This is a genomic window from Thermocatellispora tengchongensis (assembly GCF_014202315.1).
In the GTDB taxonomy this organism is placed as follows: domain Bacteria; phylum Actinomycetota; class Actinomycetes; order Streptosporangiales; family Streptosporangiaceae; genus Thermocatellispora; species Thermocatellispora tengchongensis.
Window position 1 is genome coordinate 576,304 of sequence record NZ_JACHGN010000003.1, and the last position, 26,578, is coordinate 602,881.

Consider the following 26,578-nt stretch of genomic DNA (forward strand, 5'->3'; position numbering starts at 1 on the left):
CAATGGGGTCATGATCTCACCGGAGTCCCGGGTACGCGGCTGCCTGCTCGGCGGGGCCATCGGCGACGCGCTCGGGGCGCCGGTCGAGTTCGACTCGCTGGCGCGCATCAGGCAGCGGTACGGCCCCGGCGGGCTGGACGACTACGCCGCCGACTGGCGGGGGAAGACCGGCCTGATCACCGACGACACCCAGATGACGCTGTTCACCGCCGAGGGGCTGATCCGCGCCGGCGTACGCGAGCGGGAGCGGGGCGTCTGCGCGCCGGTCGAGGTGGTGCGCAACGCGTACCTGCGCTGGCTGGACACCCAGGACCACGCCGCCCCGCCGCCCGCCGGCGGCCTGGTGCGCACCGGGTGGCTGCGCGAGCAGGCGTGGCTGTACTCCCGCCGCGCCCCCGGCACCACCTGCCTGTCGGGGCTGCGGCAGGGGCCGGCCGCGCCCGCCGCCGGCGGCGCACCGGGACCGGTGAACCCGGGCTCCAAGGGCTGCGGCACGGTCATGCGCTCTGCCCCCTTCGGCCTGGCCGCCGCCGATCCCGGGGCGGCGTTCCGGCTCTCGGCCGAGTGCGCGCAGATCACTCACGGCCACCCCACCGGCTATCTGGCCGCGGGCGCCTTCGCCGCGATCGTCGCCCTCCTGGCCCGGGGCGCGTCCGTGGGCGAGGCGGTGACCGGCGCCCTCGGCCTGCTGGCCGCCCATCCCGGCCACGAGGAGACCTCCGCCGCCCTGCGCGCCGCGGCCGATCTCGCCGCCTCCGGCGATCCGGCCCCCGAGGCGGTGGAGAGCCTGGGCGGGGCGTGGGTCGCCGAGGAGGCCCTGGCCATCGCGGTCTACTGCGCGCTCGTCCACGAGCACGACATCACGCGGGCGCTGCTGCTGGCGGTCAACCACTCCGGCGACAGCGACTCCACCGGCGCCGTCTGCGGCAACCTGCTCGGCGCCCGCCACGGCGAGCAGGCGCTCCCCAGCCGCTGGCTGTCCGCGCTGGAGGGTCGCGACACGATCGCCGAACTCGCCGGCGACCTCGCCGCCCACATCGCCGGCGCCCCGCTGGACCGGGCCAAGTACCCCGGCTCCTGACCGGGCGGGGCCGCCGGGCCGGGCGGCCGGAAGCCGGGAGACGAGAGCGGCCACCGGGTACGTGCCCGGTGGCCGTGCGGGGGGTGGCGTGGCGGAAGGCTAGTCACGCTTGAAGACGCCCTTGACGGCGTCCTTGACCTTCTCGCCCGCCTGCTTGACGTTGCCCTTGGCCTGGTCGGCGCGGCCTTCGGCCTCAAGCTCCTCGTCGTCGGTCGCCCGGCCGACGCCTTCCTTGACCTTGCCGCCCAGCTCCTCCGCCTTGTTACCGATCTTGTCGTCGGTGCCCATGTGTTCCACTCCTTCCCCCGGCAGGCGCCGGAACCCCCGTCCCCTGACCGGGGGAGGAGCCGGTAAACCCGGACGGCGCGGCTAGGCGTGCGGCACGTCCTTGATGTCGTACTCGCCGTTGTCCGCGGCCACCACGCCGCCGCCCCGCGGGGCGGAGGCGGTCGCGGCGGTCCAGGCCAGTGCGGCGGCGAGGGCCGCCGCCAGGGCGAGCGGCACCGCCGCCCGTCTGATCATCTTCATCTCCATGCCCCCAACTGTGGCGGCGGCCACTTGACGATCACTTGGAACCGGCGTGTGGGTCAACGGGCGGCGTAGCCGTACAGGAACGCGCGGATGCCCGCGGTGACCATGTCGGCGATCTCCTTCTCGCTCGGCGTGACGCGGTGGTAGGAGGGGTTGACGCTGGAGATGAGCAGGAAGAGGTGCAGCGCGGCACGCTCGGGGTCGTCCGTGCGCAGCAGCCCCCGCTCGGTGAGCCGGCTCAGGTGCGCGGCGAGCGCGCGGCGCACCCGCAGCGGGCCGGTCTCCTGCCAGGCGTCGATGGCCTCCTGCGGGATGTGCCCGGCGTCGGCGTTGATCTGCCGGACCAGGGCGAAGTGCGCGTCGTGGTCGGCCGCCATCGGCATCGCCCAGGCCAGGCCGAACTCCATCAGGTCGGCCTCAAGATCGGTGACCTTGCGCAGATGGCGCTCGATGATCTCGATCTGGGCCGCGGCGGCCCGGGAGGCGCTCTCCTGGATCACCGCCTGGAACAGCCCCGCCTTGTCGGTGAAGTGGTTGTAGACGGTGCGCGTGGACACGCCGGCCTCGGCCGAGATCGCGTCGATGCTCGCGCGGCTGTAGCCGTCGCGGGCGAAGACGGCGAGGGCGCCGTCGAGGATGGCGCGGCGTTTGCCGGACGTGCCGCCGCGCGGGCGGCCCGTGTCGCTGCTGGTCATGGAGTGTTCCTCGGCCTGTTTGCAGTGAGCGTTTTACTTTTTACAACGTGCGTTGTACTTTACCGGTTGTCCCCGCATCCCGTCCACGAGGAGGAACAACGTGATCCGGATCGCCGTCGTCGTCGGGAGCACCCGGCAGTCCCGCCGTACGGAGGTCGTGGCCCGCTGGGTCGCCGACGTCGCCGCCCGGCACCCGGCGGTCGCGGCCGGGGAGGCCGCCGTCGAGGTGCTCGACCTGGCCGAGTACGACCTGCCGCTGCTCGATGAGCCCCTGCCCGCCCTGTTCGGCGACTACCGCAACCCGCACACCCGCAGATGGGCCGCCGCCGTCGCCTCCTTCGACGGCTTCGTCTTCGTGACCCCGGAGTACAACCACTCCATGCCCGCCGCGCTGAAGAACGCGATCGACTACCTGTTCGCCGAGTGGAACGACAAGGCGGCCGGGTTCGTCAGCCACGGCGTGCACGGCGGCACCCGGGCCGTGGAGCACCTGCGCCTGGCCCTGGCCGAGGTGAAGGTGGCCACCGTACGCGCCCAGGTGGCGCTGTCGGCGTACACCGACTTCCAGGTCACCGCCCCGGCCGAGCCCGGCGTCTGCGTCCCCGGCGAGCACCAGGAGCGGACCCTGACCGAGATGCTGGACGAGCTGATCTCCTGGTCCCGCGCGCTCAGGACGGTGCGCGAGCCCGCCGGCCTCCAGCCCGTCCGATGACCCTGACCCGGGACGCCGCCGGCGGCACCCGGCCCCGCACCCGGCCCGGGGCCACGCTGGCGGTGGTGCTGCTCGGCTACCTCACCCTGCCGATGCTGATGTCCGGCACCGCCGTGGCGCTGCCCCGCATCGGCGCCGACCTCGGCGCCACCGGCGCCGCGCTGCAGTGGGTGGTCGTCGGCTACTTCCTGGCCGCCTCCTCGCTGATGCTGGTGGCCGGGTCGCTCGGCGACGTGCTCGGCCGCCGCCGCGTCTTCGTGCTCGGCGCCGCCCTGTACGCCGCCGGCGCGCTGGCCTCCGCGCTCGCCCCCGGCATCCTGGTCCTGGACGTCGCCCGCACGCTGTCGGGGGCCGGGGCCGCCGGGGTGATGGCCACCGGCGGCGCGATACTCGGCGGCGCGTTCACCGGGCCCGCCCGCACCCGGGCGTTCGCCGCCATGGGCACCACGGCCGGGGTCGGCATGGCGATCGGCCCCACCCTGTCCGGATGGCTGATCGGGGCGCTGGGCTGGCGGGCCACGTTCGCGGCCTTCGCCGCCGCCGGGGTGCTGATCTGCGCGGGCGGCGCGCTCATCGCCGAGGCCCGCGCCGCCGCCCGGCCCCGCATCGACGGCGTGGGCATGGCCAGTCTGATCGGAGCGCTCGCGCTGGTGATGGCCGGGGTCAACCAGGCCGCCGCGGCCGGGTGGGGCAGCCTCCGCGTGCTGGCGCCGCTGGCCGCGGGCGCGGTGCTGCTGGTGCTGTTCGTCCTCGCCGAGCGCCGCTCCGCGCATCCGGTCTTCGACCTGGGCCTGCTGCGCGACCGGCCGTTCCTGGCCTGGTGCCTGGCCTGCCTGAGCCTGGCGATGGGGCCCGCGGGCGCGCTGGCGTACCTGCCGACGTACCTGCAAGGGGCGGGCGGCATGACGGCCGGGGCGGCGGGGGCGGCGATGCTGCTGCTGACCGGGCCGGTGCTGGTGCTGCCCCCGGCCGGGGCGTGGCTGCTGAACCGGGGTGTGCCCGCGGGGGCGCTCGCGCCGGGGGCGGTGCTGCTGATCGCGGCGGGCAACGCCTGGCTGACCACGCTGCATCCGGCCGCGGGAGTGCCCGGCCTGGCCGGGCCGCTGCTCACCCTCGGCGCGGGCATGGGCCTGCTCGTCGGCGTCGCCGACTCGCGGGCGCTGGAGCGGGTGCCGCCCGACCGGCTCGGGATGGCCTCGGGCCTGCTCAACACGGTACGCGGCGCGGGCTCCACGCTGGCCACCACGCTGACCGGCACCGCCCTGGCCAACCTGGTCGAGGCCCGTACCGGCTCGGCCGGCGCCGCCGCCCGCATCGTCGCCGGCGATCCGGCGGGCCCGGCGGACGCCGCCCACCTCACCGCCGCCTGGCACACCGTGTCCTGGTCCGCCGCGGCCCTGTGCGCCGCCGCGACGCTCGCGACCGCCCTCCTGCTCCGCCGCCCCTGAACCCGCGGCCGGCGCGGTCACCCCCGGCCCAGTGGCCCCGCCCCCCTGAACCCGCGGCCGGCGCGGCCACCCCCGCCGCCGGCCGGCCGATCTGCGACAGGCTGACCCCCGGGACCGCGCCGGGACCCGGGGCCGGCGGGGCCTGCCGGCAGGCTCACCCCCGGGACCGGGCCGGGGAACCGGGTCAGGTGGCGTGCAGGAGGTCGATGTCGGCGGGGTCGGCGGCCACGCCGGCCTCCGTGGCGACCTGGGCGAGCAGCAGCTCGCCGGTGTGGGACACGTGGGCCCGCATCGCCCCGGCCACCGCCTCGGGGTCGCGGGCCTCCAGGGCGGCCAGGATCGGCTCGTGCTCCTCGGCGATGTCGGCCAGGGAGCGGGAGCGATCGACGGTGGAGGCGCCCAGCGTGATGGTGGCGTCGCGCAGGTTGTCCACCATGCCGACCAGCTTGCGGTTGGCCCCGGCGGTGAGCAGCAGCCGGTGGAAGGCCCGGTCGTGGCGCATGAACCGGGGCTCGTCGTGGTCCTTGGCGGCGGCGCGCATCGCCTCCAGCTCCGCCCGCGCCGACTCGACCAGCTCGGGCCCGGCGCGGCGTGCGGCCAGCCGCGCCGCCGGCACCTCCAGCAGCAGCCGCAGGTGGAAGACCTCGGCGATCTCCCTCGGGTCGCGCCGGAGCACCCGGAAGCCGCGGCTGCGCTCGAAGCGCACCATGCCGGCCTCGGCCAGCCGGAGCATCGCCTCGCGGACGGGCGTGCGGGACACGTTGAGCTGCGCGGCCAGTTGGTACACCGAGTAGAGCTCCCCCGGTCGCAGCTCGCCGGAGAGTATGGCCTCCCGCACAGAGTCGATGACCTGCTGGGTGAGGCTGGACGTGCCATCGACCGGTCGCACCGTGAAGACCTTTCGGTTCGGCGTCACTGCGGGGAGTGTACAGAAGGGGGAAGTGGGCATGCTTGACATGCAGCATGCTACATGCCACCTTCGGACACGTCCCGTTAACGGTTCCGGAGGATCGTCATGAAAGTGCACGTACTCGACTGCGGTGCGATGAGCTGCGACCTGACCTGGCTGCTGCTCAAGCCCGGACGTACCATCAGGCCGCGCGCGGAGCGGGACAAGCCGGTCGAGTGGTACCCGTGCACCACGCACGCGGTCCTGGTCGAGACCGACGAGGGGAACCTGCTGTGGGACACGAGCTGCCCGCGCGACTGGGAGACGCGCTGGGAGCCGACCGGGCTGCAGGAGTTCTTCCCCTACGACCAGGTCAGCGAGGAGCAGTACCTCGACGCCCAGCTCGGCAGGCTCGGCGTCGGCCCCGAGAACCTCGACTACGTCGTGCTCTCCCACCTCCACTTCGACCACGCGGGCAACGTGCGCGCCTTCGCCGGCACCGGCGCCAAGCTGGTGTGCAACGACAAGGAGAAGGAGTTCGCCTTCGGCTTCGAGGGCCTGTTCACCGGCGCCCACCTCAAGACCGACTACGAGGGCCTGGACTTCGAGACCGTCTCCGGCGACACCGAGATCCTGCCCGGCGTCACCCTCATCGAGGCCCCCGGCCACACGCCGGGCACCATGGCGATGCGGGTGGACCTCCCCGAGACCGGCACCATGATCTTCACCTCCGACGCGATCTACATGGGCGACTCCTACGGCCCGCCCGCCACCCCCGCCGCCATCGTCAACGACCTGAGCGCCTGGTACGCCTCGGTGGAGAAGATCCGCTCGATCGCCGAGCGCTCCTCCGCGACGGTGGTGTTCGGCCACGACGCCGAGCAGCTCCGCTCGATGCGCACCGCGCCCACCGGCTACTACCAGTGAGAGGGGATCAGGCGTGTTCACCGCTCCGGCCGACCCAGAGTCCGTCTTCACCTACGGCGCCCCGGCCCTGAAGTTCGGCCCCGGCGCCTCCGCCGAGATCGGCTTCGACCTCGGCCAGTACGGCGCCCGCCGCGTCCTGGTCATCACCGACCCGCGCGTGGCCGCCACGGGGGCGCCGCAGCGCGTCGCCGACCGGCTCGCCGGCTACGGCATGGAGGCGAGCGTGTACGACGGCGTGCACGTCGAGCCGACCGACGAGAGCCTGCTCGCCGCCATCGAGCACGCCCGCGCCACCGGCCCCTGGGACGCCTACGTCGCGGTCGGCGGCGGGTCCAGCATCGACACCGCCAAGGCCGTCAACCTGCTCACCACCAACCCCGGCGAGCTGATGGACTACATCAACGCCCCCGTCGGCGGCGGGCGGGCGCCCACACAGCCGCTCAAGCCGCTGGTCGCGGTGCCCACGACCACCGGCACCGGCTCCGAGAGCACCACCATCTGCGTCCTGGACGTGCTCGACCTGAAGGTCAAGACCGGGATCAGCCACGCCCGGCTCCGGCCCGTCCTGGCGGTCGTCGATCCCGATCTGACGCTCACCCAGCCGCCCGGGGTCACCGCCGCCGCCGGGATGGACATCCTGTGCCACGCCCTGGAGAGCTACACCGCGCGGCCGTACACCTCCTTCGAGCGCAAGCGGCCGGAGCAGCGGGTGCCGTACTGCGGGGCCAACCCCGTGGCCGACATGTGGTCCGAGCGGGCCCTGCGACTGCTCGCCGGCTCCTTCCGCACCGCCGTGCGGCACGGCGACGACGCCGAGGCCAGGGCCCGGATGGCGCTGGCGGCGACGTTCGCCGGGCTCGGGTTCGGCAACGCGGGCGTGCACATCCCGCACGCCAACGCCTACCCGATCGCCGGCCGGGTCAAGGACTTCCACCCCGACGGCTACCCGAGCGAGGAGCCGATGGTGCCCCACGGCATGGCCGTCGCGCTCACCGCGCCGGAGGCGTTCCGGTTCACCTTCGAGGCCGATCCCGAACGGCACCTGCGCGCCGCCGAGCTGCTCGACCCCACCGCCGGCAAGCCCGACGACCTGGCGGAGTTCCTGCCCACGGTGCTGATGGAGCTGATGCGCGACATCGGCATCCCCAACGGCATCGGCGGCGTCGGCTACACCGAGGCCGACGTGCCCGCGCTGGTGGAGGGGGCGATGAAGCAGCAGCGCCTGCTCGCCACCGCCCCGCGCCCGGTCGGCGAGGACGACCTCGCCGGCATCCTGACCCGCTCGATCGCGCTGTGGTGAGGTGAGCATGGCCATCTACGAGTTGCGCTGCCGGGACGGGCACCGGTTCGAGGTGATCCAGTCCTTCACCGCGCCGCTGCCCGGCTGCCCCGAGTGCGGCGCGCCCACCGGCAAGGTCCCCAGCACGTTCGCGGTCGGCGGCCGGGCCTCCGTCCCGCCGCCGCCGGAGCGGATGCCGCAGACGTGGCGCGGCACGTACGGCGCCGACCGCGAGTACGTCGCCGGCCTGCGCCGCACCGCCGAGCGGCGCCGCGCCCTGGAGGAGCGGCACCCCGAGCTGGCCGGCGACCGGCGCCCGATCGTCGCTCACGAGGGCCGCTACGAGCACGCCCCCCTCCGCGCCGGCGACCACCCGCTCACGCACGCCTCCGGCCACACCCACACCCATGGGCACGGGCACGGTCACGGTCACGGGCACGGGCACGGGCACGCGGAGGGCGCCGGAAAGGGGACGCCCTGAAGCCCGAAGCGCTCGCCGCGGCCCTGCGCCGGGCGGGCGTCCGCGAGGTGGACGTCTCGTCCCGGCGCCGGGCGGAGTACTCCTCCGACGCCTCCCTCTACCGGGTGCCCCCGGCGGCGGTGGTCTTCCCCCGCGACGCGGAGGAGGTCGCCGCCGCGCTCGCGGTCTGCCGGGCCGAGGGGGTGCCGCTGACCGCCCGCGGGGCCGGGACCTCGATAGCGGGCAACGCCGTCGGGCCCGGCGTGGTGCTGGACTTCAGCCGCCACTACGGCCGGGTGCTGTCGGTGGACCCCGAGACGCGCACCGCGGAGGTGGAGCCGGGCGCGGTGCTCGACGCGCTCCAGCGCCGGGCCGCCCGGCACGGCCTGCGCTTCGGCCCCGACCCCTCCACGCACAGCCGGTGCACGATCGGCGGGATGATCGGCAACAACGCGTGCGGGTCGCGCGCCCTGGCCTACGGGCGCACGGCCGACAACCTGCTCGCGCTCGACGTGCTCACCGGGGCGGGGGAGCGGATCACGGCCGGGCGGGGCGCGGACGCGTCGCCCACGCTGGCCGCGCTGCGGCGGGTGGTGCACGCCAACCTGGCGGTCATCCGCACCGAGCTGGGGCGCTTCCCCCGCCAGATCTCCGGCTACTCCCTGGAGCACCTGCTTCCCGAGCACGGCTTCGACGTGGCCCGCGCCATGGCCGGCACCGAGGGCACCTGGGGCGTCCTGCTCGGCGCGCGCGTACGCCTGGTCGAGGCGCCCGCGCGCACGATGCTGGTCGTGCTCGGCTACCCCGACATGGCCGCGGCGGCCGACGCGGTGCCCGCCCTGCTGCCGCACCGGCCGGTCGCGCTGGAGGGCATCGACAGCCGCATCGTGGACGTGGTGCGCCGCAACCGCGGCCCGCACGCCGTCCCGCCGCTGCCCCGGGGCGGGGGCTGGCTGCTGGCCGAGCTGGGCGGGGAGTCCGCGGCCGAGCTGCGTCCGCGCGCCGAGGCGCTGGCCGCCGACGCCGGCGCGGGCGACCACCTCGTGATCGACGACCCGGCGCAGGCCGCCGCCGTGTGGCGCATCCGCGAGGACGGCGCGGGACTGGCCGCCCGCACCCCCGCGGGCGCCCCCGCCCACGCGGGCTGGGAGGACGCGGCCGTGCCCCCGGAACGGCTGGGCGCGTACCTGCGCGCGTTCGAGGAGCTGATGGCGGGCTACGGGCTGACCGGCCTGCCGTACGGGCACTTCGGCGACGGCTGCGTGCACGTGCGCATCGACTTCCCCTTCGCCCGCCCCGGCGGCGCCGAGACGTTCCGCGGCTTCCTGCTCGACGCCGCCCGCCTGGTCGCCGCGCACGGCGGCTCGATGTCCGGCGAGCACGGCGACGGCCGGGCGCGCGGCGAGCTGCTGCCGCTGATGTACTCACCCGCCGCCCTGTCGGCCTTCGCCGCCGCCAAGGCCGTGTTCGACCCGGACGACGTGCTCAACCCCGGCGTGATCGTACGCCCGGCGCCGCTGGACGCCGCCCTCCGGCTGCAGCCGCCGCCCCCGCGCGCCACCGGCACCGCCTTCCGCTACCCCGAGGACGGCGGCGACCTGACCGCCGCGGTGCACCGCTGCACCGGCGTCGCCAAGTGCCGCTCCGGCACGGCGGGCAGCGGCGTGGTGATGTGCCCGTCCTACCTGGCCACCCGCGACGAGCGCGACTCCACCCGAGGCCGGGCACGGGTGCTGCAGGAGGCGGTGCGCGGCGCCCTGCCCGGCGGCCTGCGCGCCCCCGAGGTGCGCGACGTGCTCGACCTGTGCCTGTCCTGCAAGGGCTGCCGCTCCGACTGCCCGACCGGCGTGGACATGGCGACCTACAAGGCCGAGGTGCTGCACCAGACCTACCGGCGCCGTCCGCGTCCCGTCTCGCACTACACGCTGGGCTGGCTGCCGCGCTGGGCCCGCCTGGCCGGGGCGGCGCCGCGCGCGGCCAACGCGCTGCTGCACGCGCCCGTACTCGGAGGGCTCGCCAAACGGATGGGCGGCATCGACCCGCGCCGTGAGCTGCCGAGCTTCGCCGAGCGGCCCTTCTCCCGCCACCGCCCGCCGCGCGCCGCCACGCCCGGCACGGGACCGCGCGTGCTGCTGTGGGTGGACACCTTCACCGGCCGCTTCTCGCCCGGCGTCGCACAGGCGGCGATCCGGGTGCTCCAGCGCGCCGGCCACACGGTCGCCGTGCCCCGGGCCTCACTGTGCTGCGGCCTGACCTGGATCTCCACCGGGCAGCTCGACGCGGCACGGCGCAGGCTCCGCCGCACCGTCGCCGCCCTGGCCCGGCACGCGGCCGAGGGTATGCCGATCGTCGCACTGGAGCCGTCCTGCGCCGCGGTGCTCCGCGCGGACGCCCTCGACCTGCTCGGCCCCGACCACCCCGACGCGGCGGCGGTGGCCCGGTCGGTGCGGACCCTGGCCGAGTTCCTGACCGCCCTGCCGGACTGGACACCGCCCGACCTCTCCGGCACCAAGGTCCTGGCCCAGCCGCACTGCCACCACCACGCCGTCATAGGCTGGCACACCGACCGCGCCCTGCTCACCCGCGCGGGCGCCGAGGTCTCCTCGGTCGGCGGCTGCTGCGGCCTGGCCGGCAACTTCGGCGTCGAACGCGGCCACTACGACGTGTCGGTCGCGGTCGCGGAGACCCAGCTCCTCCCCGCCGTCCGCGAGGCGGCCGACGGCACGGTCCTGCTCGCCGACGGCTTCTCCTGCCGTACGCAACTCGCCCAGCTCGCCCACACCCGCGCCCGCCACCTGGCGGAACTCATGGCCGAGGCCGGCGACACGGCCGAGGCCAAGTCCGGCGAGGCAGGACACTGAGGCCAAGTCCGGCGAGGCAGGACACCGAAGCCAAGTCCGGCGAGGCAGGACACTGAGGCCAAGTCCGGCGAGGCAGAGCACCGAAGCCGAGGCGGGCGACGCGGGCCACCGACCCCGCGCGCCCGCCCGCCCCAGACGCCGCCAACTCGCCCCACCTCACGCTCTGGCCTTCTCGCCCGTCCAGCCGCCCAGCCCTCTGGCCGCCCAGCCCTCCAGCCGCTCCGGACGCCCGCCCCGCCGCGCCCCCCGTACCCCGGCCTCCCGTCCCCCGCCCTCCTCGCACAACCGCGATGCCGATCTATTGACGCCCTTGCAATATGTGCGTAACTATCGCACATGTCGGAAATCGCGTGCAGCATTGCGATCTCGGTTCCCGAAACGGTGCCGTCCTGTGCGCGGAATGGCCGGTCCCGGCCCCGGCTCGTACGTGAGGAGAGGTCATTGCGCTCCCTGTTACTCTCACTCGCCCTGGCGGCGACCAGTGTGACCGGCGTGGCCGTCGCCACCCCGGCGGCCGCGTCGGCCCGTGCGCCGCAGCTCGAACGGCTGCCGTACCAGGTGGACAGCAGCAACCAGGCGGGGTGGTGGCGCCCGGCGGACACGCTGAACGGCGTCACCTACTTCGCCTACAACGCCCCGGCGGCCGAGGCCGGACGGCACGAGGTCCACATCGCCTCCCGGGGCGGTGACGGGCAGTGGCGTGACGCGTGCCTGCCCGACGGAGCGGGCGGGTGCGTCACGTACGTGGACGACATCGGCCACAACCAGCCGTCGATCGTCGTGGACGGCGACGGGCGCATCCACGCGTTCGTGTCCATGCACAACAACGCCTGGCGCTACTACCAGAGCACCCGTCCCGGCGACGTGACCTCCATGGCCGAGGCCGCCGCCCAGCTCCCCGACCGGGACCTGCGCTTCACCTACCCCGTGACCGTGCGCGGCGCGGACGGCGACGCCTACGTCCTGGTCCGCGCCGACCAGGACGCCCAGCGCGTCCGCGCCGGCCGCCTCTACCGGTACGACACCGCCGCCGACACCTGGAGCAGGGTCGCGATCGTCGCCTCCGGCGCCAACCACTCCTTCTACCCCGACGACCTCCAGGTGGACGGGCGCGGCCGGGTGCACATCCTGTGGGAGTGGGCGTCCTGGCCCGCCTCGGCCCACCGCCACCTGGGCTCCTACGCCGTCTACGACCCGGCCGCCGGCACCTTCGCCGACGCGTCCGGCGCCCCGGTCACCACGCCGCTCGCGCCCGGGGTGGGCAACGTGGTGTACCAGCCGTTCGAGGGCGATGAGACGATCACCTCGCAGAACCGCGCGGTGCAGACCGCCAAGCTGGCCGTGGACGACACCGGCCTGCGCGGCATCGCCTACCGCTACCTGCCCGAGGCCGCCGGGAGCAACTTCGCCGGCTTCGACGTCCGCTACGCCACCTGGGACGGCTCGGCGTGGCGGCGCGAGACGGTCGCGGCCAACGGGGACCTGCCGATCGACAACTCCGCCACCCTCGGCGCGACGCACGCGGGCGGGCGTACCCGGCTGTACTTCGTGGCCGAGGCCAACGGCTGCGCCGGCACCCACAGCCAGGTCGTCGTGGCCGAGCGCGGCACCGGCGAGTGGGCCTTCCGCACGCTGGGCGAGGTGCGGCAGGGCCTGCAGCGGCTGCGCGTCCTGCGCGGCCGGGACGGCGCCGACCTGGTCTACCTGACCGCGCCCATCGAGGGCGCGCTGTGGCGGGCCGTCGTCCCGCGTACGGAGCCCCCGGCGCGCGGCGAGCCGTACGCCGCCGTCGCCGCGCGCCTGGCCGCCGCATCCGGCGGCGGCACCAACGTGGCGCTGAACGCCTCCGTCACCGCCTCCTCCACCCTGCGCGCCGACACCCCGGCCACCGAAGCCGTGGACGGCCGCTGCGGCGACGACAGCCGCTGGATCTCCGCCGAGGGCGACACCGCCCCCACCCTCACCGTGGACCTGGGCCGCGCCGTGCCGATCGACAGCGTGCGGGTGCGCAGCGGCTACTCCAAGGCCCCCGACCCCGGCACCGACGTGCTGCGCTCCTTCACCGTCCAGCTCCGCGTGGACGGCGCGTGGCGCGAGGCCGGCGCCGTCACCGGCAACACCTCCCCCCTCGTCACCGTCCCCGCCGGCGGCGCCACCGCCGACCAGGTGCGCCTGCTGATCAGCGACCCCTCGGGCAGCCCGATCGACGTCGCCCGCGTCTACGAGGTCGAGGTCCTCGCGACCCCCTGACACCCGCCGCCACATGACGGGGCACATGACGGGGCCGGCGGAGGCAAGCCCTCCGCCGGCCCTTCCATGCCCCCACCCCCATCCCACGGTGCGCGGGGAAGCCTCCGTGTCCGGGCGACGGTGGATCTTTCCGCATGACGGAATGGAAGTGGACGCCGGTGCCCGGGGGAACGGCGGGCTTCGAGCGGTTTCTCAGCAGGAGCGACGGTGGATTTTCCGCATGGTGGGATGGGGTGACGCCGGAACAAGCGGGACGCGACCTCCTCCCGCCGCCTCCTCCCGGACGGGGACACGCCCTTCTCGCCCCTCCAAGGTGGGGCGGGGACTCGTCTCACCCTCCGCCGGGGGCGGGGGCGGAGGTGCGGTGCGTATCGGCGTGGGGGTGTGCGGCGGGCGATTGCGGCGCGGAGGGAACGCGGTGCGGTGCCGGAGTGTGCCCGTGTCATTCCTGGTGGAAAAACCGGGGGCCGTGCGGTTGCATTTGAAATGCCGTGGCATTAAGGTCAATTCCGTGACTGCCGGGTCGGCCATGGGCCACGATCGAGTGAGGCGCCCGGCCGCGCCGTGACCATCCGGCGGGCCAGGGGCCCGCCGTCGCGTTCCTTCTTCCGCGTAGGGCGATGCCCGCCTGCGCGACGTTCTTGCGGCGTACCCCGCCCGTCCCCCGCGTACGACGTGCGTCCCGCCGCTCCGGCGCCGAGGGCCCAATACGGCCGTGGGGTGATTTCGCCGCGCCGTTTTCCGGCGCCCCTGAAATGACGCTCCGTCGTCCCTTTCCCGATTTCCATGCCGCGCGTGCGGCCATTTCGCCGTGCCCGCGCGTCCGCCGACCAAGGAGAAGAAGACCCAAGAATGCCCATCGACTTCAACCGGCAGATCATCGAGGAGTTCCGGGCCAACCGCGGCAGGGTCGGCGGGCCCTTCGAGGGGGCCCGGCTCATCCTGCTCACCACCACCGGCGCGCGTTCCGGCGCCCCGCACACCACGCCGCTCGGCTATCTTCCGGACGGCGGTGACCGCATTCTGGTCATCGCCTCGGCCGGGGGCTCGCCGCGGCATCCCGACTGGTACCGCAACCTGCTGGCCCACCCCCGCGCCACCGTCGAGAACGGGGTGTTCACCTACGAGGCCGAGGCCGAGGTGCTGGAGGGCGGCGAGCGCGACCGGATCTTCGCCCGTGCCGTCGAGGCCGATCCCGGGTGGGCGGCCTACCAGGACAAGGCCGGCCGGGTCCTCCCCGTGGTCGCGTTGCGGCAGGTCGCGGGCGGGCCGCCGCAGGCGGAGTCGTGGGGGGAGGCGCTGCGGCTGGTCCACGACGCCTTCCGGCGCGAGCTGGCCCTGATCCGCAAGGAGGCCGCCCAGGCCGGTCCCCGCCTGGGCGCCCAGCTCCGGGTCAACTGCCTGACCCTGTGCGGCGGCCTGCACTACCACCACACCCAGGAGGACGGCGGGATGTTCCCCGCCCTGGCCGGGCGCCACCCCGAGCTGGCCCCGGTCATGGACCGGCTCGGGCGGGAGCACGAGCGCATGGCCGTCCTCCTCGGCGAGCTGCAAGACACCCTCTCGGCCGCGCACCCGGACGCGGACGCCGTACGCGCCGAGGTCGAACGGCTCACCGGCCTGCTGGAGGAGCACCTGACCTACGAGGAGGAGCAGCTCATCCCGTTCCTGGACGCCCCCGGCACCTGAGGCGCGCGATATCGTGGTGGCCCTCACGGAGGGAGCGAGGGGACCCATGGGCCGGCTCACCAGGGCCGAGGCGCAGGAACGCAATCGGGCCGCGGTGCTGGCCGCCGCCAGGGACGAGTTCGCCGAGCGCGGCTTCCGCGACACCAAGATCGACGGCATCGCCGAGCGGGCCGGGCTCACCCGGGGCGCGGTCTACTCCAACTTCCCCGGCAAGCGCGCCCTGTACTTCGCGGTCCTGGCCGAGCAGGCCGAGCGCCGCGCGCCCGGCTCGCCGCCGCGCCCGGTCCGGACGGTCGGCGCGGCGCTGGCGGCGCTGGCCCGCGCCTGGGTGGCCGGGCTGCCCCTCGCGACCGCCGGCCCCGGCGCCCCGCCCTTCGCCGGCACCGGGCTGAGCGCGGACGTACTGGGGGAGGAGCCGGTACGCCGGGCGTACGCGCAGCTCATGACGCTGGACGCGCTCCTGCTCGGCCTGGCGCTGGAGCGGCTGGGGCCGGGCCGGGGCGAGCGCCGGGTACGCCTGGCGCAGGCCGTGCTCACCACCCTGCACGGTGCGAGCCGGATGGCCGCCGACGCCCCCGGCTTCGTGGAGCCCTTCGACGTGATCGCCGCCTGCGAGCACCTGGCCTCCCTCGGCATGGACGACGCCTGGCGTCCCCCGCACCTGCCCTGGGCCGCCCCGGCCCGCCCCGCCGACGAGCCGTGGTCCCCGCCGCGCGCCCTGGACCTGGTACGCGGCGAGCCCGCCCGCCTGGCCGCCGACGGCGTCGTGGCGGTCCTCGGCCTGCACCGCCTGGACGCCGCCGAGGAGGCCGTGCGCGCCGCCCCGCCCGGCACCAGGGTCACCGTCGCCATGGTCACCGCCGAGCCCGGCGAGCTGGCCCCCCTGGCCCGCCTGGCCCTGGCCGAGCTGTGCGTCCCGCTGCGCCGCGCGTTCCCGCCCACCGCCTGGCCCCCGCTCCAGGTCGTCTTCGACTACGCGGGCGCCCTGGCCGCGGCGGCGGGCGTGCCGGGCGTCGGCGACACGACCGAGGCCGCCGTACGGGTGGAGGCGGGCCGCATCACCGCCCGCGCCGAGGGCCGCGGCGCCTGCCACACCGCCGCCCGCCCCTGACCGCGCGCATCGCGCGGGAGAAGCCGGCGACCTGCCGGATCGGCGACCTGCTGAATCGGCGACGCTGTGGCGATCCCGCGGCAACCCTGATCTGGCGGTCGGCGGCCCTTCAGGTTGCGCTCAGCCGCGCGGCGCACCATGACGGCGACAGCGCACGCGAAAGGGGCTGCGATGGTGGACAACGCGCGGGTGCCCGAGGCGCGGCTGCTCGTCGTGGAGGACGAGCCGGACATCCTCGAACTCCTCTCCGCCAGCCTGCGCTTCACCGGCTTCGAGGTGATCGGGCTGCCGAAGGGCGTCGGTGCGGTGGAGGCGGTCCTGCGGCACCGGCCCGACCTGATCGTGCTGGACGTCATGCTCCCCGACATGGACGGGTTCGAGGTGATCAGGCGGCTGCGCTCGGGCGGCGACCGCACGCCGGTGGTGTTCCTCACCGCGCGCGGCGCCGTGGACGACCGGATCGCAGGGCTGACGCTCGGCGGTGATGACTACGTCAGCAAGCCGTTCAGCCTGGACGAGGTCGTGGCCAGGATCAGGGCCGTGCTGCGCCGCTTCCGCGACGGCGCCGCCGAGCCGCCGCCCCGGCTCGTGTTCGCCGGGATCGAGCTGGACGAGGCGAGCCATCAGACCTGGCGCGACGGCGAGCCGGTCCAACTGTCGCCGACGGAGTTCAAGCTGTTGCGCTACTTCATGCTCAACGTCGGCCGGGTGCTGTCCAAGCCGCAGATCCTGGACCACGTGTGGCACTACGACTTCCGGGGCGACGACGGCATCGTGGAGAAGTACGTCTCCGCGCTGCGCAGGAAGGTGGACAACCGCGACCCGCGGCTGATCCACACGCTGCGCGGCGTCGGATACGTGCTGCGTCCGCCCCGGTGAGCGCGCGATGAGGCCGGTCTCGCTGCGGGTCAAGCTGACCGTCGCCGTGGTGCTGCTCGTCACGCTGGCCGCGGCGGTGATCAGCGTGATCAGCGTGATCGTGCTGCGCGACCGGCTGTTCGGCCGGGTGGACGACCAGATCCGGCGCACCACCGAGACGCTCCGGCGCGACATGCGCGACGAGCGGCCCGCGCCGGACGGCCGTCTGCGCGTGTACGTCCCCAGTGACGTCCTGGTGCTCCGGCTCGGCGCCGACGGGGCCGTGGTCGCGCGCTCCAGGAACGTCGATCCCCGCCTGGAGGCGGCGCTGCCCAAGCCCGTGCCCGAGGGCGGGTTCACCGTGGGGGGATGGCGGGTGCTCTCCGGCGACGGCCTGGTGGTCGCCATGCCGCTGGCCGGCATCGAGGAGACCGTCGGTCAGGTGGCCTGGCTGGACGCGCTGGTGGCGCTGGCGGTCGTGGCCGTGGTGGCCGCGGCGGGCGCCCTCGTCGTACGCGGCAGCCTGCGACCCCTCACCGAGATCGAGGAGACGGCCGGGATCATCGCCGCCGGCGACCTGTCCCGCCGGGTGGAGGAGTCCGAGCCGGGGGAGGGCGTGCCGCGTACCGAGGTGGGCCGGCTCGCCCGGTCGCTGAACGGCATGCTGGCCCAGATCGAGACGGCCTTCCGGGCCCGGACGGCCTCCGAGGCCCGCATGCGGCAGTTCGTCTCCGACGCCGGGCACGAGCTGCGTACGCCGCTCACCACGATCCGCGGCTTCGCCGACCTCTACCGGCGGCAGCACGGCGACCACGAGCTCGTGGCGCGGATCGCCGGCGCCGCCGAGCGGATGGGCCTGCTGGTGGAGGACCTGCTGCTGCTCGCGAGCCTGGACCAGAGCAGGCCCCTGCGCCGCGACCGGGTGGACCTGCTGGCGGTGACCGCCGAGGTGGTGCGCGAGACCGCGCTGCTCGCCCGCGACCGCACGATCGACCTGGTGGTGGCGGGGGAGAACGCCCCCCACGTGATCGGCGACGGCTCCGGCCTGCGCCAGGTGGTGGCCAACCTGCTCGGCAACGCCGTACGGCACACGCCGCCCGGCACCGCCGTCGAGGTGCGCCTGGTGGAGGGCAGGCTGCGCGACGGCGGCCCCGCCGTCGTGCTGGAGGTCGCCGACCACGGCCCCGGCCTCCGGCCCGAGCAGGCCGAACGCGTCTTCGAGCGGTTCTACCGCGCCGACAGGGCCCGTTCCCGCGACGAGGGCGGCACCGGCCTGGGCCTGGCGATCGTGGCCGGCCTCGCGGCCGCGCACGGCGGCACCGCCGAGGTGGAGACCGCCCCCGGCCGCGGCGCCACCTTCCGCGTCCGCATCCCCGCCGCCGACTGACGGCCGGCCAGAGGGCCGGCCACGGACTTCCGCGGGCACGCGGACTTTCTGCGGGTTTTCTGCGGGCGGAGCCGGAGCGGTCAGCTTCGGCCGGGAGATTGGCCTCACACCGACACGGAGGTGATCGATGATGGGACCACGTCGGCCCGCGATCCTGGCCGGGGCCGCGCTCGCGGCCGTGCTCACGCTCACGGGGTGCTCCGGTGGAGGCGGCACGGCGCCGGGCGCGGCCACCCCGCGGGCGAGCGGGAGCCCCGGCGGCACCGAGAACAGCCTGGCCAAGTGGATGACCTGCATGCGCGAGAACGGCGTGCCGGTCGAGGACCCGCGCGAGAGCGGCAGGCTCAGCGCCGCCGGCACCGGCGTCGGCGCGGAGGTGCTGGAGAAGGCGCAGGAGGCGTGCCGCCGGTACGTCCAGTCGGCCGCGGTCGATCGGCCCAACGCCAACGACGCCGGCGTCATGGACAAGTACCTGGCGTACGCGCGGTGCATGCGCGAGAACGGCGTCGACATGCCCGACCCGGTGGCGGACGCGAACGGCGAGATCGTGCTGGAGCCGAAGACGGCCACGGACTCGCCGCGGTACGTCAAGGCGCACACGGCGTGCGAGAGCCGCCTGCCGGGCGGCGCGGGCGGTCCGCGATGAACCGGCGGGCCCTGCTCGCCGCGGGCGCGGCGGTGGCGCTCGGCGTCGTGGGCGCCGCGGCGCTCGCCCTCGGCGGGGACCCCACGGCGGGCGGCGCCGCCACGGCGGGCGGCGCCGCCACGCCGCCCGCGGCCACCGCCACCGTGGTGCGCGGCGACCTGGTGGACACGGTGACCGTCAGCGGCACCCTCGGCTACGGCGAGCGGAGCCCGGTGGTCAACGCGGCCTCGGGGACGCTGACGGCGCTTCCGGCCGAGGGCGCGGTGATCCGCCGCGGCGAGGAGTTGTACGAGGTGGACCGCGACCCGGTGGTCCTGATGTACGCCCCCAAGCCGATGCACCGCTCCCTCGCCTACGGCGTGAGCGACGGCGCCGACGTCCGGCACCTGGAGTCCAACCTGCGCGCCCTCGGCCACAAGGTGAAGGTGGACGACCACTTCGACCTGGCGACGAGGGCGGCCGTGCGGGCCTGGCAGGACGACACCGGCCTGCCCGCGACCGGCGAGGTCACCCGCGCCCAGGTCGTGTTCCTGCCCGGCGAGGTCCGGGTGCAGGAGGTCCGCGCGGACGTCGGGGCCGCGGCCAGGCCGGGGCAGGCCACGCTCACCGTCACCGGCACCGAGCGGATCGTCACGGTCGCCCTGGACGCCGGGCGGCGGAACCTGGCGGACGAGGGCGCTCCGGCCGAGGTCGAGTTGCCCGGCGGGGCGAAGGTGCAGGGCGAGATCAGCGAGGTCGGCGCCGTGGCCGAGACGGGCGAGGACGGCGAGGGCGCGACGGTGGACGTCCGGATCGCCCTCGGCGACCCGGACGAGGCCGGCGACCTGGACCACGCTCCGGTGAGCGTGGAGCTGCGCGGTCAGACCCGGCGCGATGTGCTGTCGGTGCCCGTCGAGGCGCTGCTCGCGCTGCGCGAGGGGGGCTACGGCGTCGAGGTGGTGGAGGGCGGCTCGGTGCGCCTGGTGCCGGTGACCGCGGGCGTCTTCGCCTCCGGCAGGGTCGAGGTGTCCGGCGGCGGGCTGCGCCAGGGCGTGAAGGTGGGGGTGCCGGCATCGTGAACGCCGCCGAATCCCGCGACACCGCGACGCCCGGAAGCACCACGGAGCCCGTCGTCCGGCTGGAGAACGTGGCGAAGACCTACCCCGGAGGGGTCACCGCCCTGCGCGGGGTCGATCTGCGGATCCACCCCGGCGAGCTGGTGGCCGTCGTCGGCCCCTCGGGCTCGGGCAAGTCCACCCTGTTGCACATGATGGGCGCCCTGGACCGGCCCACCTCCGGCACGGTGACGCTCGCCGGGCACGACGTCGCCGCCCTGCCCGACCGCAGGCTGTCGGCGCTGCGCGCCTCGCTGATCGGCTTCGTCTTCCAGCGGTTCCACCTCGCCGCGGGCGTCCCGGCCCTGGACAACGTCGCCGACGGCATGCTGTACGCGGGAGTACCGCTGCGCGAGCGGCGCGAGCGGGCCGCCGCGGCCCTGGAGCGCGTCGGCCTGGCCGGGCGCATGACCCACCGGCCGCACGAGCTGTCGGGCGGCGAGCAGCAGCGGGTCGCCGTCGCCAGGGCCGTGGTCCGCCGGCCCCTGATCCTGTACGCCGACGAGCCCACCGGCAACCTCGACAGCGTGGCCGGCGGCGAGGTGCTCGACGTCCTGCGCGGCCTGCACGCCGACGGGACCACGGTGGTGATCATCACCCATGACCGGGAGGTCGCCGGGGCCGCCGCCCGCCAGGTGCGCGTCCGCGACGGCCGCATCGTCGCCGACACCGGCCCCGCTATCAGCTCTGGCGCCGGTCTCGACGCGGGCCGCGGCGCGGTGGCAGGGCCCGCAGGGGCCGCGCCGTGACCGGCCGCCGCCCCTCCGGGGGGCGTGGAACCGGGACCGGGAGGGCCGGGACGCGGGTGGAGGCGCCGCCGTCCCGGCTGCGGCCCGCCGATGTGCTGCGCGTGGGGCTGGCCGGGGTGCGGGTGCGCCGGCTGCGCGCGGTCCTGGCCGCGCTGGGGATCGCCATCGGGATCGCCACGATGCTGGCCGTGGTGGGCATCTCGTCCTCCAGCCAGGCCGACCTGCTGCGGCGGCTGGACGAGCTGGGCACCAACATGCTCACCGTCAAGGCGGGGCAGACGTTGCTGGGGGAGGACTCCAAGCTGCCGCGGTCGTCGGTGGCCATGGTGGGCCGGATCGAGTCGGTGTACGCGGTGGCCGCCACCGGCGACGTGGCGGCCGATGTCTACCGCACCGATCGCATCCCGGCCGGCCACACCGGTGGCATCTCCGTCCGCGCGGCCACCCTCGGCCTGCTGAGCACCGTGCGGGGCGAGCTGCGTACCGGGCGGTGGTTCACCGCCGCCACCGAGCGCTACCCGACCGTCGTGCTCGGCGACCTCGCGGCCGCGCGGCTTGGCGTACGGCAGGCGGGCGGCCAGGTGTGGCTGGGCGGGCGCTGGTTCACCGTGCTGGGCGTCCTGGAGCCGGTGCCGCTCGCGCCCGGCATCGACCGCGCCGCGCTCGTGGGCTGGAGCGCCGCCACCGCCCTGCTCGGCTTCGACGGCCACCCCACCACCGTGTACGAGCGTTCCATCCCGGAGGAGGTCGAGGCGGTGCGGGCGGTGCTGCCGCGCACGGTCAACCCGGAGAACCCCGAGGAGGTGACGGTCAGCCGCCCGTCCGACGCGCTGGCGGCGCGCGCCGCGACCGCCGGGGCGTTCACGAACCTGCTGCTCGGGCTGGGCGCCGTGGCCCTGCTGGTCGGTGGCGTGGGCGTGGCGAACACCATGGTGGTCTCGGTGCTGGAACGGCGCGGGGAGATCGGGCTGCGCCGGGCGCTCGGCGCGACCCGCGGCCACATCCGCACGCAGTTCCTCACCGAGTCGCTGCTGCTGTCGGGGCTCGGCGGCCTGGCCGGCCTGGCGCTGGGCGTGACGGTGACGCTCGGTCACGCCCTGGCCAACGGGTTCGCGGCCGTGCTGCCGATGTGGGCGGTGGCCGGCGGCCTCGGCGCGACGGTCGTCATCGGCTGTCTCGCCGGCCTGTATCCGGCCGTGCGCGCCTCCCGGCTCTCGCCGGCCGTCGCGCTGGGCGCGGCCTGAGGGCCCCTCTCGGGGAGGGGCCCTCCCCCGAGAGCGCTCACCCGGGCACGACCAGGCGGGGCAGCGTGCCGACGACGGCGAGGTGGAGCAGCAGGGTGGTGAGGTTGTAGACCACGTGCACGGCGATGGCCAGCGGCAGCCCGTGCTCGAACATGATCAGGAACAGGAACATGCCCATGTACCAGGACCAGATCCAGCCCAGTATCCCCTGGTAGCCGTGGCCGTTGCGGAACCTGCCGTTGCTGGTCAGGATCGCGGCGGCCACGATCCACGGCATGCCGATGAGGATCTCGTGCAACTGGCGGCCGGTGGCGAGGTCGGCGAGCGGGATCAGCACCTCGGTGAACACCCAGCGCACCGGGTGCAGGCCGGCGAAGCCGAGCACGATGTAGTCCATGAACACCGCGCCCGCGATGGCCGCGTAGAACAGCAGCCAGCGGAACACGATCTCCTCCACGGTGCTCCACACCAGCATGGAGCCGGGCCCGAGGGTGATCACGCGGCCCTCGCCGCTGCCGTACCAGGCCAGCTCGCGCTGGACCCGCCGGGCGCGGGGGAGCACCAGCAGCGACAGCAGCAGCCCCACGGCCAGAACCGGCCAGGCCAGGCGCAGCGAGTCGGTGAAGGCGGGCCACGGCTCCCCGCCGACCGGCCAGAACGTGGCCAGCTCGTAGGGGATCACATCGGGCGCCAGCCACTCCAGGAGCAGCACCAGCACGACGGAGAGCCCGAAGCCGAAGGGAAGGAGTGAACAGGACACGGCGAAGCCGGGACGCGGCATGTGCCCTCCTGGGGGGACGGTCCTCCTCCCATCATGCAAACACTCAGAGCGCGGCGAGCAGATCGCGTACGGACCGCGCGACCGGAGGCGCGCCGCGGCGGTTGTCGATCTCGTGGTGCGGCACCGCCGGCGGCTCGTCCACCCGGATCGCCCGCAGGAACTCCGCGAACGCGGCGAGCTTGCCCGCGTCGCGTTCCAGGCCCCGCGCCCGCAGCCGCTCGCGCAGGGTGGGGCCGTCGGAGCGCACCCACACCAGGCGCACCGGCGGGCCGCCCAGCTCCTCGACCCAGGCGTGCCACAACTCCGCCGAGTGCACCTGGGAGGTGAACGGGCCGTCCAGCATCACCGGGCAGCCGTGCGACCGTATCTCGCGGGCGAGCCTGGTCATGCCGGCGTACTCGTGCCGCTTGATGTGCTCGTCGTACCAGGGGCCCTCGCGCTCGCCGGGCGGACGGCCGTGGGCGCGCAGGATCTCGGCCACGAAGTCGCCGTACAGCGTGTCCTTGTCCAGCAGCGCGGGCACCGGGTCGAGGCGGGCCAGCAGCTCGGCGGCGACCGTGGACTTGCCCGCCCCGGGCGGTCCGCTGATCACCCAGAGATCCACCTGCGACACCATATCGGGGGCACGCCGGGCGGTGCCCCGGTAGAGTGGCCGGGCCAGTACGATCGGTTCGTGACCGAAATGACCGAATCCGTACCCGGATGGCTGGCGCCGGACGAGCTGGAGTCGGTGCGGGACCGCATGCCGATCCTGTACGTCGACGCAGTGCCGGTACGCGTCGACGACAAGGGCGTGGTGACCCACGTCGGCCTGCTGCTGCGCATCGGATCAGACGGGACGGTCAGCCGTGCCCTGGTCTCCGGGCGGGTGCTGCACCACGAGCGGGTGCGTGACGCGCTCGTACGGCATCTGGAGAAGGACCTCGGCCCGGTGGCGCTGCCCCGGGTCCCGCTGTCGCCGCAGCCCTTCACCATCGCCGAGTACTTCCCGACGCCGGGCGTGACGCCGTACCACGATCCGCGCCAGCACGCGGTCTCGCTCGCCTACATCGTCCCGGTCGCGGGCGACTGCCGTCCCCGTCAGGACGCGCTCGACCTCATCTGGTTCACCCCCGAGGAGGCCGCGTCCCCCTCGGTGCAGCAGGAGATGACCGGAGGCCAGGACGTCCTGCTGCGCCAGGCCCTCGCCCACGTCGGCCGCCTGCCCTAGCCCGGCACGCCGCCGTGCCGTTCACGGTCAGCCACGTCGCCGCGGTCATCCCCCTGATCGGCGCCGCGCGGGTGCGGCGCCTGGCCGAGCCCTGGGCGCTCGCGGCCGGGGCCATGGTGCCCGACCTGCCGCTGTTCCTCCCACTGGGGGAGTACCGCGAGTGGCACTCCCCGGCGGGCATCGCGCTGCGCTGCCTGCCCGCGGGGCTGGTCCTGCTCGCGCTGTTCCAGTACGTCCTGCGCGACCCGCTGACGGCCCTGCTGCCGCCGCCGCTCGCGGCCAGGGTGGCGGCCCTGGAACGCCCCGGGTGGCGCCGCGCGCCCGCGATGGCGGCGGGCGTCCTGGCCGGCGCCGTCACTCACGTGCTGTGGGACTCCTTCACCCACTCCTGGGGCTGGGCGTGGCTGTCGGCCCCGGTCGCCGGGACGCTGCCGGCGTACAAGCTGGCGCAATACGCCTCGACCGCGGGCGGCCTGGCGGTGGTGGCCTGGTGGTGCGGGCGCGGGCTGACGGCCGTGGCGCCGGTGCCGCGCGCCCCCTCGCTGCCCGCGCCGGTACGCCGTGGCGTGACGGGCCTGGCCGTGACAGCGGGGGTCGCCTGGGTCTGGCTCGCCGCCCCACCCGATCCGGCGCTCGGCCTGCCCGGTCTCGTGGTGCGGGGCGGGATCGGCGCGGCCGTCGGGGCGGGGGCGGTGCTGGCGGCGTACGCACTGATCTGGCACGGTGTACGTGCCCTGAGAGGAGAGGAGTCAGGATGGCCGACCAGCACGCAGGACAGCCGGGCGGGCGGCTCGTCGAGCTGAGCCACGTCATCCGGGCAGGCATGGTCACCTACCCCGGGCTGCCGGGGCCGGTCATCACGCCGCACCTGACCCGTGAGGACTCGCGCGGGCTGTACGCGCCCGGCACCGAGTTCGCCATCGACGAGATCACCATGGTGGGCAACACGGGCACCTATCTCGACGCCCCCTACCACCGGTTCGCCGATGGCGCCGACCTGGCCGCCATCCCGCTGGAGCGCACCGTCGATCTGCCCGCGCTGGTGGTGCGGCCGGAGCCCGGCGCGCCGCGCGGCATCGACGCGGGGACGCTGGCCGGCCTGGACGTCGCCGGGGCCGCCGTGCTGCTGCACACCGGCGACGACGTCCGCTTCGGCACCCCGGAGTACTCCCAGGGGCACCACTTCCTCACCCGCGGCGCCGCGGCCCTGCTGGCCGAGCGCGGCGCGGCCCTGGTCGGCATCGACGCGGTGAACATCGACGACACCGGCGACCCCGAACGGCCCGCGCACACGCTGCTGCTGGGCGCCGGCATCCCGGTCGTCGAGCACCTGACCGGGCTCGGCGAACTGCCCGCGACCGGGGCCCGCTTCACCGCCGTGCCCCTCCGCGTCGAGGGCTTCGGCACGATCCCGGTACGCGCCTTCGCCCGCGTCCCCGCCTGACCCGCCGTCTGACCCCGTAGCCGGACACGCGACCGCCCGGCCCCGGATGATCCGGGACCGGGCGGCCGTGTGCCTGTACGCGACTCTCGTCAGGCCTTGTAGGCGGGGTAACCGTAGCCGGCCACGTGCGAGACGGGACGCACCCGCTCCTCGACCTTGCCGTTGCCGGTGTTGCCCTCGATGGTGGTGATGGTGCCGTCGCCGTTGTCCTTCTTGACCAGGCCCACGTGGTCGATGCCGCTGATGGTGCGGTCACCCTCCCAGTTGAAGAACACGACCGCGCCCGGCTGGGCGACGTGGCCGTAGTGGCCGTTCGCCTCGAACCACTTGGCCCAGGAGACGGTGTAGGCGTCCCAGCCGATGCTGGGCGTGATACCGGCCTTCTCGCCGACCCAGGACACGAACATCGCGCACCAGGGTGCGTTGGCATAGGCGTTGATGGTGCCGCCGTCACGGGCCGCGGTCTCCTTGGCCCGCTGCGAGGACATGTACCAGGTGTGGTACGGGGTGCCGCCACCGGCGGCGTTCTCGCTGATGCCGAGCTGGCTCTCGGCGATGCGCAGCACGGTCTGGGCCGACACCTTGGCCTGCGGAAGGGTCTGCGGCTGGTCGGCGACCGCGGCGGGGGCGGCCTTGGGGGCGGCCTCGGGGGCCGCGGCGAACGCGGGAGCCGCGGAGACGATCGCGCCGGCGGTGACGGCGGCGCCCAGGGACAGGCGCAGGGTCTTCGTGACGGATCGGGGCAGCTTGACGTTGATCGCCATGGGGGTATTTCGCTCCTTGCTTCCATGCCGCCTACCGGGTTAGCTGACGGGTTCGGGCGTGGAAGTGCCCTACGGGCGCCCGCTGGGCGGGCGTCCGATTCACCCCAGATGCGATGGGTCCCCGGTTCCGCGAGATCGCGGATTCGGCGGCCGTGCCCCAGTGCGCCACGACGGCGGCACGGGGGAGACACGGTCTCGGATTGACACGTCGGCGTCGCGCTTCGTTGCACGTCTGACCGCCGACTCATTACCTGAAGCCCGAACTTAGAGGATTCGGACATTCGATAGCAAACGTAACGCATAGCCCCCACGCCGAATTCCCCGGCGCAGTAGGGGATGCCGGGACGAATTCTTTACCTTCGAGGCCGTTTGGCCACGGCCGCGCTGTGACGGAGGAGTCAGGAGTTGCGGTGCCGACCGCGCACAGGCGCACAGGCGGCGGGCGACTGCGCGCAAGCACCTGATGCG

At 74.9% G+C, this 26,578-nt stretch carries 26 protein-coding genes and 1 riboswitch; of the genes, 19 read left to right on the forward strand and 7 right to left on the reverse strand.

The features are described from left to right. The first annotated feature begins 10 nt into the window (after positions 1-10). Positions 11-1,081 carry an ADP-ribosylglycohydrolase family protein gene (locus HNP84_RS08885; RefSeq protein ID WP_185048885.1) on the forward strand — a complete coding sequence of 357 codons (1,071 nt, stop codon included), beginning with the start codon at positions 11-13 and terminating at the stop codon, positions 1,079-1,081. 99 nt (positions 1,082-1,180) lie between these two features. Here HNP84_RS08885 and HNP84_RS08890 read toward each other — a convergent pair whose 3' ends face one another. The 3 genes from HNP84_RS08890 to HNP84_RS08900 form a co-directional block, all read right to left on the reverse strand. Then, entirely contained in the window at positions 1,181-1,369 is a 189-nt protein-coding gene (locus HNP84_RS08890; protein ID WP_185048886.1) for a CsbD family protein, read from the reverse strand. Positions 1,370-1,450: 81 nt separating this feature from the next. Next, the gene (locus HNP84_RS08895; RefSeq protein ID WP_185048887.1) at positions 1,451-1,615 is read right to left on the reverse strand and encodes a hypothetical protein; all 165 of its coding nucleotides are present in this window, start codon (positions 1,613-1,615) and stop codon (positions 1,451-1,453) included. Positions 1,616-1,668: 53 nt separating this feature from the next. Further along, on the reverse strand, positions 1,669-2,307 hold the full coding sequence (locus HNP84_RS08900; RefSeq protein ID WP_185048888.1) for a TetR/AcrR family transcriptional regulator: 639 nt from the start codon (positions 2,305-2,307) through the stop codon (positions 1,669-1,671). Positions 2,308-2,407: 100 nt separating this feature from the next. On the opposite strand from HNP84_RS08900, the gene HNP84_RS08905 reads away from it, so the two are divergent. Further along, positions 2,408-3,019, forward strand: a complete 612-nt coding sequence (locus HNP84_RS08905; RefSeq protein WP_185048889.1) for an NADPH-dependent FMN reductase — start codon at positions 2,408-2,410, stop codon at positions 3,017-3,019. Then, positions 3,016-4,467, forward strand: a complete 1,452-nt coding sequence (locus HNP84_RS08910; protein WP_185048890.1) for an MFS transporter — start codon at positions 3,016-3,018, stop codon at positions 4,465-4,467. Before HNP84_RS08905 ends, HNP84_RS08910 begins: the two co-directional genes overlap by 4 nt. A 184-nt stretch (positions 4,468-4,651) precedes the next feature. Here HNP84_RS08910 and HNP84_RS08915 read toward each other — a convergent pair whose 3' ends face one another. Next, a complete protein-coding gene (locus tag HNP84_RS08915) occupies positions 4,652-5,383 on the reverse strand; it encodes a GntR family transcriptional regulator (RefSeq protein WP_312924168.1) in 732 nt (243 codons plus the stop codon). 99 nt (positions 5,384-5,482) lie between these two features. Here HNP84_RS08915 and HNP84_RS08920 point away from each other — a divergent pair, with 99 nt between their 5' ends. The 13 genes from HNP84_RS08920 to HNP84_RS08980 all read left to right on the forward strand — a co-directional run bounded on the left by HNP84_RS08920 (position 5,483) and on the right by HNP84_RS08980 (position 21,911). After that, entirely contained in the window at positions 5,483-6,283 is an 801-nt protein-coding gene (locus HNP84_RS08920; RefSeq protein ID WP_185048891.1) for an N-acyl homoserine lactonase family protein, read from the forward strand. 13 nt (positions 6,284-6,296) lie between these two features. Beyond that, positions 6,297-7,583 (forward strand): hydroxyacid-oxoacid transhydrogenase, encoded by a 1,287-nt coding sequence (locus HNP84_RS08925; protein ID WP_185048892.1) that lies wholly within the window; start codon positions 6,297-6,299, stop codon positions 7,581-7,583. A 7-nt stretch (positions 7,584-7,590) separates the two neighbouring features. Next, the gene (locus tag HNP84_RS08930; protein ID WP_185048893.1) at positions 7,591-8,043 is read left to right on the forward strand and encodes an FmdB family zinc ribbon protein; all 453 of its coding nucleotides are present in this window, start codon (positions 7,591-7,593) and stop codon (positions 8,041-8,043) included. A 47-nt stretch (positions 8,044-8,090) separates the two neighbouring features. Next, positions 8,091-10,883: an FAD-binding and (Fe-S)-binding domain-containing protein gene (locus HNP84_RS08935; RefSeq protein ID WP_312924169.1), complete on the forward strand. Its 2,793-nt coding sequence runs from the start codon at positions 8,091-8,093 to the stop codon at positions 10,881-10,883. Between the two features lie 441 nt (positions 10,884-11,324). Further along, a complete protein-coding gene (locus tag HNP84_RS54790; protein ID WP_221335992.1) occupies positions 11,325-13,133 on the forward strand; it encodes a BNR-4 repeat-containing protein in 1,809 nt (602 codons plus the stop codon). 852 nt (positions 13,134-13,985) lie between these two features. Beyond that, entirely contained in the window at positions 13,986-14,822 is an 837-nt protein-coding gene (locus HNP84_RS08945) for a nitroreductase/quinone reductase family protein (RefSeq protein WP_185048895.1), read from the forward strand. Positions 14,823-14,868: 46 nt separating this feature from the next. Further along, on the forward strand, positions 14,869-15,933 hold the full coding sequence (locus HNP84_RS08950; RefSeq protein WP_185048896.1) for a TetR family transcriptional regulator: 1,065 nt from the start codon (positions 14,869-14,871) through the stop codon (positions 15,931-15,933). A 171-nt stretch (positions 15,934-16,104) separates the two neighbouring features. Beyond that, positions 16,105-16,812 (forward strand): response regulator transcription factor, encoded by a 708-nt coding sequence (locus tag HNP84_RS08955; RefSeq protein ID WP_185048897.1) that lies wholly within the window; start codon positions 16,105-16,107, stop codon positions 16,810-16,812. A 7-nt stretch (positions 16,813-16,819) separates the two neighbouring features. After that, complete coding sequence (locus tag HNP84_RS08960; protein ID WP_185048898.1) at positions 16,820-18,178, forward strand: sensor histidine kinase; 1,359 nt, start codon at positions 16,820-16,822, stop codon at positions 18,176-18,178. 127 nt (positions 18,179-18,305) lie between these two features. Continuing rightward, a complete protein-coding gene (locus HNP84_RS08965) occupies positions 18,306-18,824 on the forward strand; it encodes a hypothetical protein (RefSeq protein WP_185048899.1) in 519 nt (172 codons plus the stop codon). Further along, positions 18,782-19,882: a peptidoglycan-binding protein gene (locus HNP84_RS08970; RefSeq protein ID WP_312924171.1), complete on the forward strand. Its 1,101-nt coding sequence runs from the start codon at positions 18,782-18,784 to the stop codon at positions 19,880-19,882. Before HNP84_RS08965 ends, HNP84_RS08970 begins: the two co-directional genes overlap by 43 nt. Further along, on the forward strand, positions 19,879-20,667 hold the full coding sequence (locus HNP84_RS08975; RefSeq protein WP_185048900.1) for an ABC transporter ATP-binding protein: 789 nt from the start codon (positions 19,879-19,881) through the stop codon (positions 20,665-20,667). The genes HNP84_RS08970 and HNP84_RS08975 overlap by 4 nt, the downstream gene beginning before the upstream one ends. A gap of 56 nt (positions 20,668-20,723) precedes the next feature. Further along, a complete protein-coding gene (locus HNP84_RS08980; RefSeq protein ID WP_185048901.1) occupies positions 20,724-21,911 on the forward strand; it encodes an ABC transporter permease in 1,188 nt (395 codons plus the stop codon). Between the two features lie 37 nt (positions 21,912-21,948). Here the strand turns inward: HNP84_RS08980 and HNP84_RS08985 are convergent, their stop codons facing one another. Further along, the gene (locus HNP84_RS08985; protein WP_185048902.1) at positions 21,949-22,692 is read right to left on the reverse strand and encodes a hypothetical protein; all 744 of its coding nucleotides are present in this window, start codon (positions 22,690-22,692) and stop codon (positions 21,949-21,951) included. Between the two features lie 43 nt (positions 22,693-22,735). Further along, the gene (locus HNP84_RS08990) at positions 22,736-23,308 is read right to left on the reverse strand and encodes a P-loop nucleotide/nucleoside kinase family protein (protein ID WP_185048903.1); all 573 of its coding nucleotides are present in this window, start codon (positions 23,306-23,308) and stop codon (positions 22,736-22,738) included. Positions 23,309-23,374: 66 nt separating this feature from the next. Between HNP84_RS08990 and HNP84_RS08995 the strand changes: the two genes are divergently transcribed. Genes HNP84_RS08995 through HNP84_RS09005 form a run of 3 tightly spaced genes read left to right on the forward strand, consistent with a single transcriptional unit; the run spans position 23,375 to position 25,346 of the window. After that, on the forward strand, positions 23,375-23,902 hold the full coding sequence (locus HNP84_RS08995) for an NUDIX hydrolase family protein (RefSeq protein WP_185049045.1): 528 nt from the start codon (positions 23,375-23,377) through the stop codon (positions 23,900-23,902). A gap of 14 nt (positions 23,903-23,916) precedes the next feature. After that, complete coding sequence (locus HNP84_RS09000; RefSeq protein ID WP_185048904.1) at positions 23,917-24,705, forward strand: DUF4184 family protein; 789 nt, start codon at positions 23,917-23,919, stop codon at positions 24,703-24,705. Then, entirely contained in the window at positions 24,657-25,346 is a 690-nt protein-coding gene (locus HNP84_RS09005) for a cyclase family protein (RefSeq protein ID WP_185048905.1), read from the forward strand. Before HNP84_RS09000 ends, HNP84_RS09005 begins: the two co-directional genes overlap by 49 nt. Positions 25,347-25,435: 89 nt before the next feature. Here HNP84_RS09005 and HNP84_RS09010 read toward each other — a convergent pair whose 3' ends face one another. Continuing rightward, complete coding sequence (locus tag HNP84_RS09010) at positions 25,436-26,110, reverse strand: CHAP domain-containing protein (RefSeq protein ID WP_185048906.1); 675 nt, start codon at positions 26,108-26,110, stop codon at positions 25,436-25,438. A 13-nt stretch (positions 26,111-26,123) separates the two neighbouring features. Next, positions 26,124-26,269: riboswitch (cyclic di-AMP (ydaO/yuaA leader) on the reverse strand. Between the last annotated feature and the right edge of the window lie 309 nt (positions 26,270-26,578).

What these genes read in the sequence shown, in the direction of transcription:
- HNP84_RS08990 (WP_185048903.1), bottom strand. Translation starts at nt 23,308, where the DNA reads ATGGTGTCGCAGGTGGATCTCTGGGTGATCAGCGGACCGCCCGGGGCG.
- HNP84_RS08960 (WP_185048898.1), top strand. Translation starts at nt 16,820, where the DNA reads ATGAGGCCGGTCTCGCTGCGGGTCAAGCTGACCGTCGCCGTGGTGCTG.
- HNP84_RS08890 (WP_185048886.1), bottom strand. Translation starts at nt 1,369, where the DNA reads ATGGGCACCGACGACAAGATCGGTAACAAGGCGGAGGAGCTGGGCGGC.
- HNP84_RS08995 (WP_185049045.1), top strand. Translation starts at nt 23,375, where the DNA reads ATGACCGAATCCGTACCCGGATGGCTGGCGCCGGACGAGCTGGAGTCG.
- HNP84_RS08920 (WP_185048891.1), top strand. Translation starts at nt 5,483, where the DNA reads ATGAAAGTGCACGTACTCGACTGCGGTGCGATGAGCTGCGACCTGACC.
- HNP84_RS09005 (WP_185048905.1), top strand. Translation starts at nt 24,657, where the DNA reads ATGGCCGACCAGCACGCAGGACAGCCGGGCGGGCGGCTCGTCGAGCTG.
- HNP84_RS08895 (WP_185048887.1), bottom strand. Translation starts at nt 1,615, where the DNA reads ATGGAGATGAAGATGATCAGACGGGCGGCGGTGCCGCTCGCCCTGGCG.
- HNP84_RS08900 (WP_185048888.1), bottom strand. Translation starts at nt 2,307, where the DNA reads ATGACCAGCAGCGACACGGGCCGCCCGCGCGGCGGCACGTCCGGCAAA.
- HNP84_RS08985 (WP_185048902.1), bottom strand. Translation starts at nt 22,692, where the DNA reads ATGCCGCGTCCCGGCTTCGCCGTGTCCTGTTCACTCCTTCCCTTCGGC.
- HNP84_RS08950 (WP_185048896.1), top strand. Translation starts at nt 14,869, where the DNA reads ATGGGCCGGCTCACCAGGGCCGAGGCGCAGGAACGCAATCGGGCCGCG.
- HNP84_RS08955 (WP_185048897.1), top strand. Translation starts at nt 16,105, where the DNA reads ATGGTGGACAACGCGCGGGTGCCCGAGGCGCGGCTGCTCGTCGTGGAG.
- HNP84_RS08945 (WP_185048895.1), top strand. Translation starts at nt 13,986, where the DNA reads ATGCCCATCGACTTCAACCGGCAGATCATCGAGGAGTTCCGGGCCAAC.
- HNP84_RS09010 (WP_185048906.1), bottom strand. Translation starts at nt 26,110, where the DNA reads ATGGCGATCAACGTCAAGCTGCCCCGATCCGTCACGAAGACCCTGCGC.
- HNP84_RS08930 (WP_185048893.1), top strand. Translation starts at nt 7,591, where the DNA reads ATGGCCATCTACGAGTTGCGCTGCCGGGACGGGCACCGGTTCGAGGTG.
- HNP84_RS08965 (WP_185048899.1), top strand. Translation starts at nt 18,306, where the DNA reads ATGATGGGACCACGTCGGCCCGCGATCCTGGCCGGGGCCGCGCTCGCG.
- HNP84_RS08885 (WP_185048885.1), top strand. Translation starts at nt 11, where the DNA reads ATGATCTCACCGGAGTCCCGGGTACGCGGCTGCCTGCTCGGCGGGGCC.
- HNP84_RS08910 (WP_185048890.1), top strand. Translation starts at nt 3,016, where the DNA reads ATGACCCTGACCCGGGACGCCGCCGGCGGCACCCGGCCCCGCACCCGG.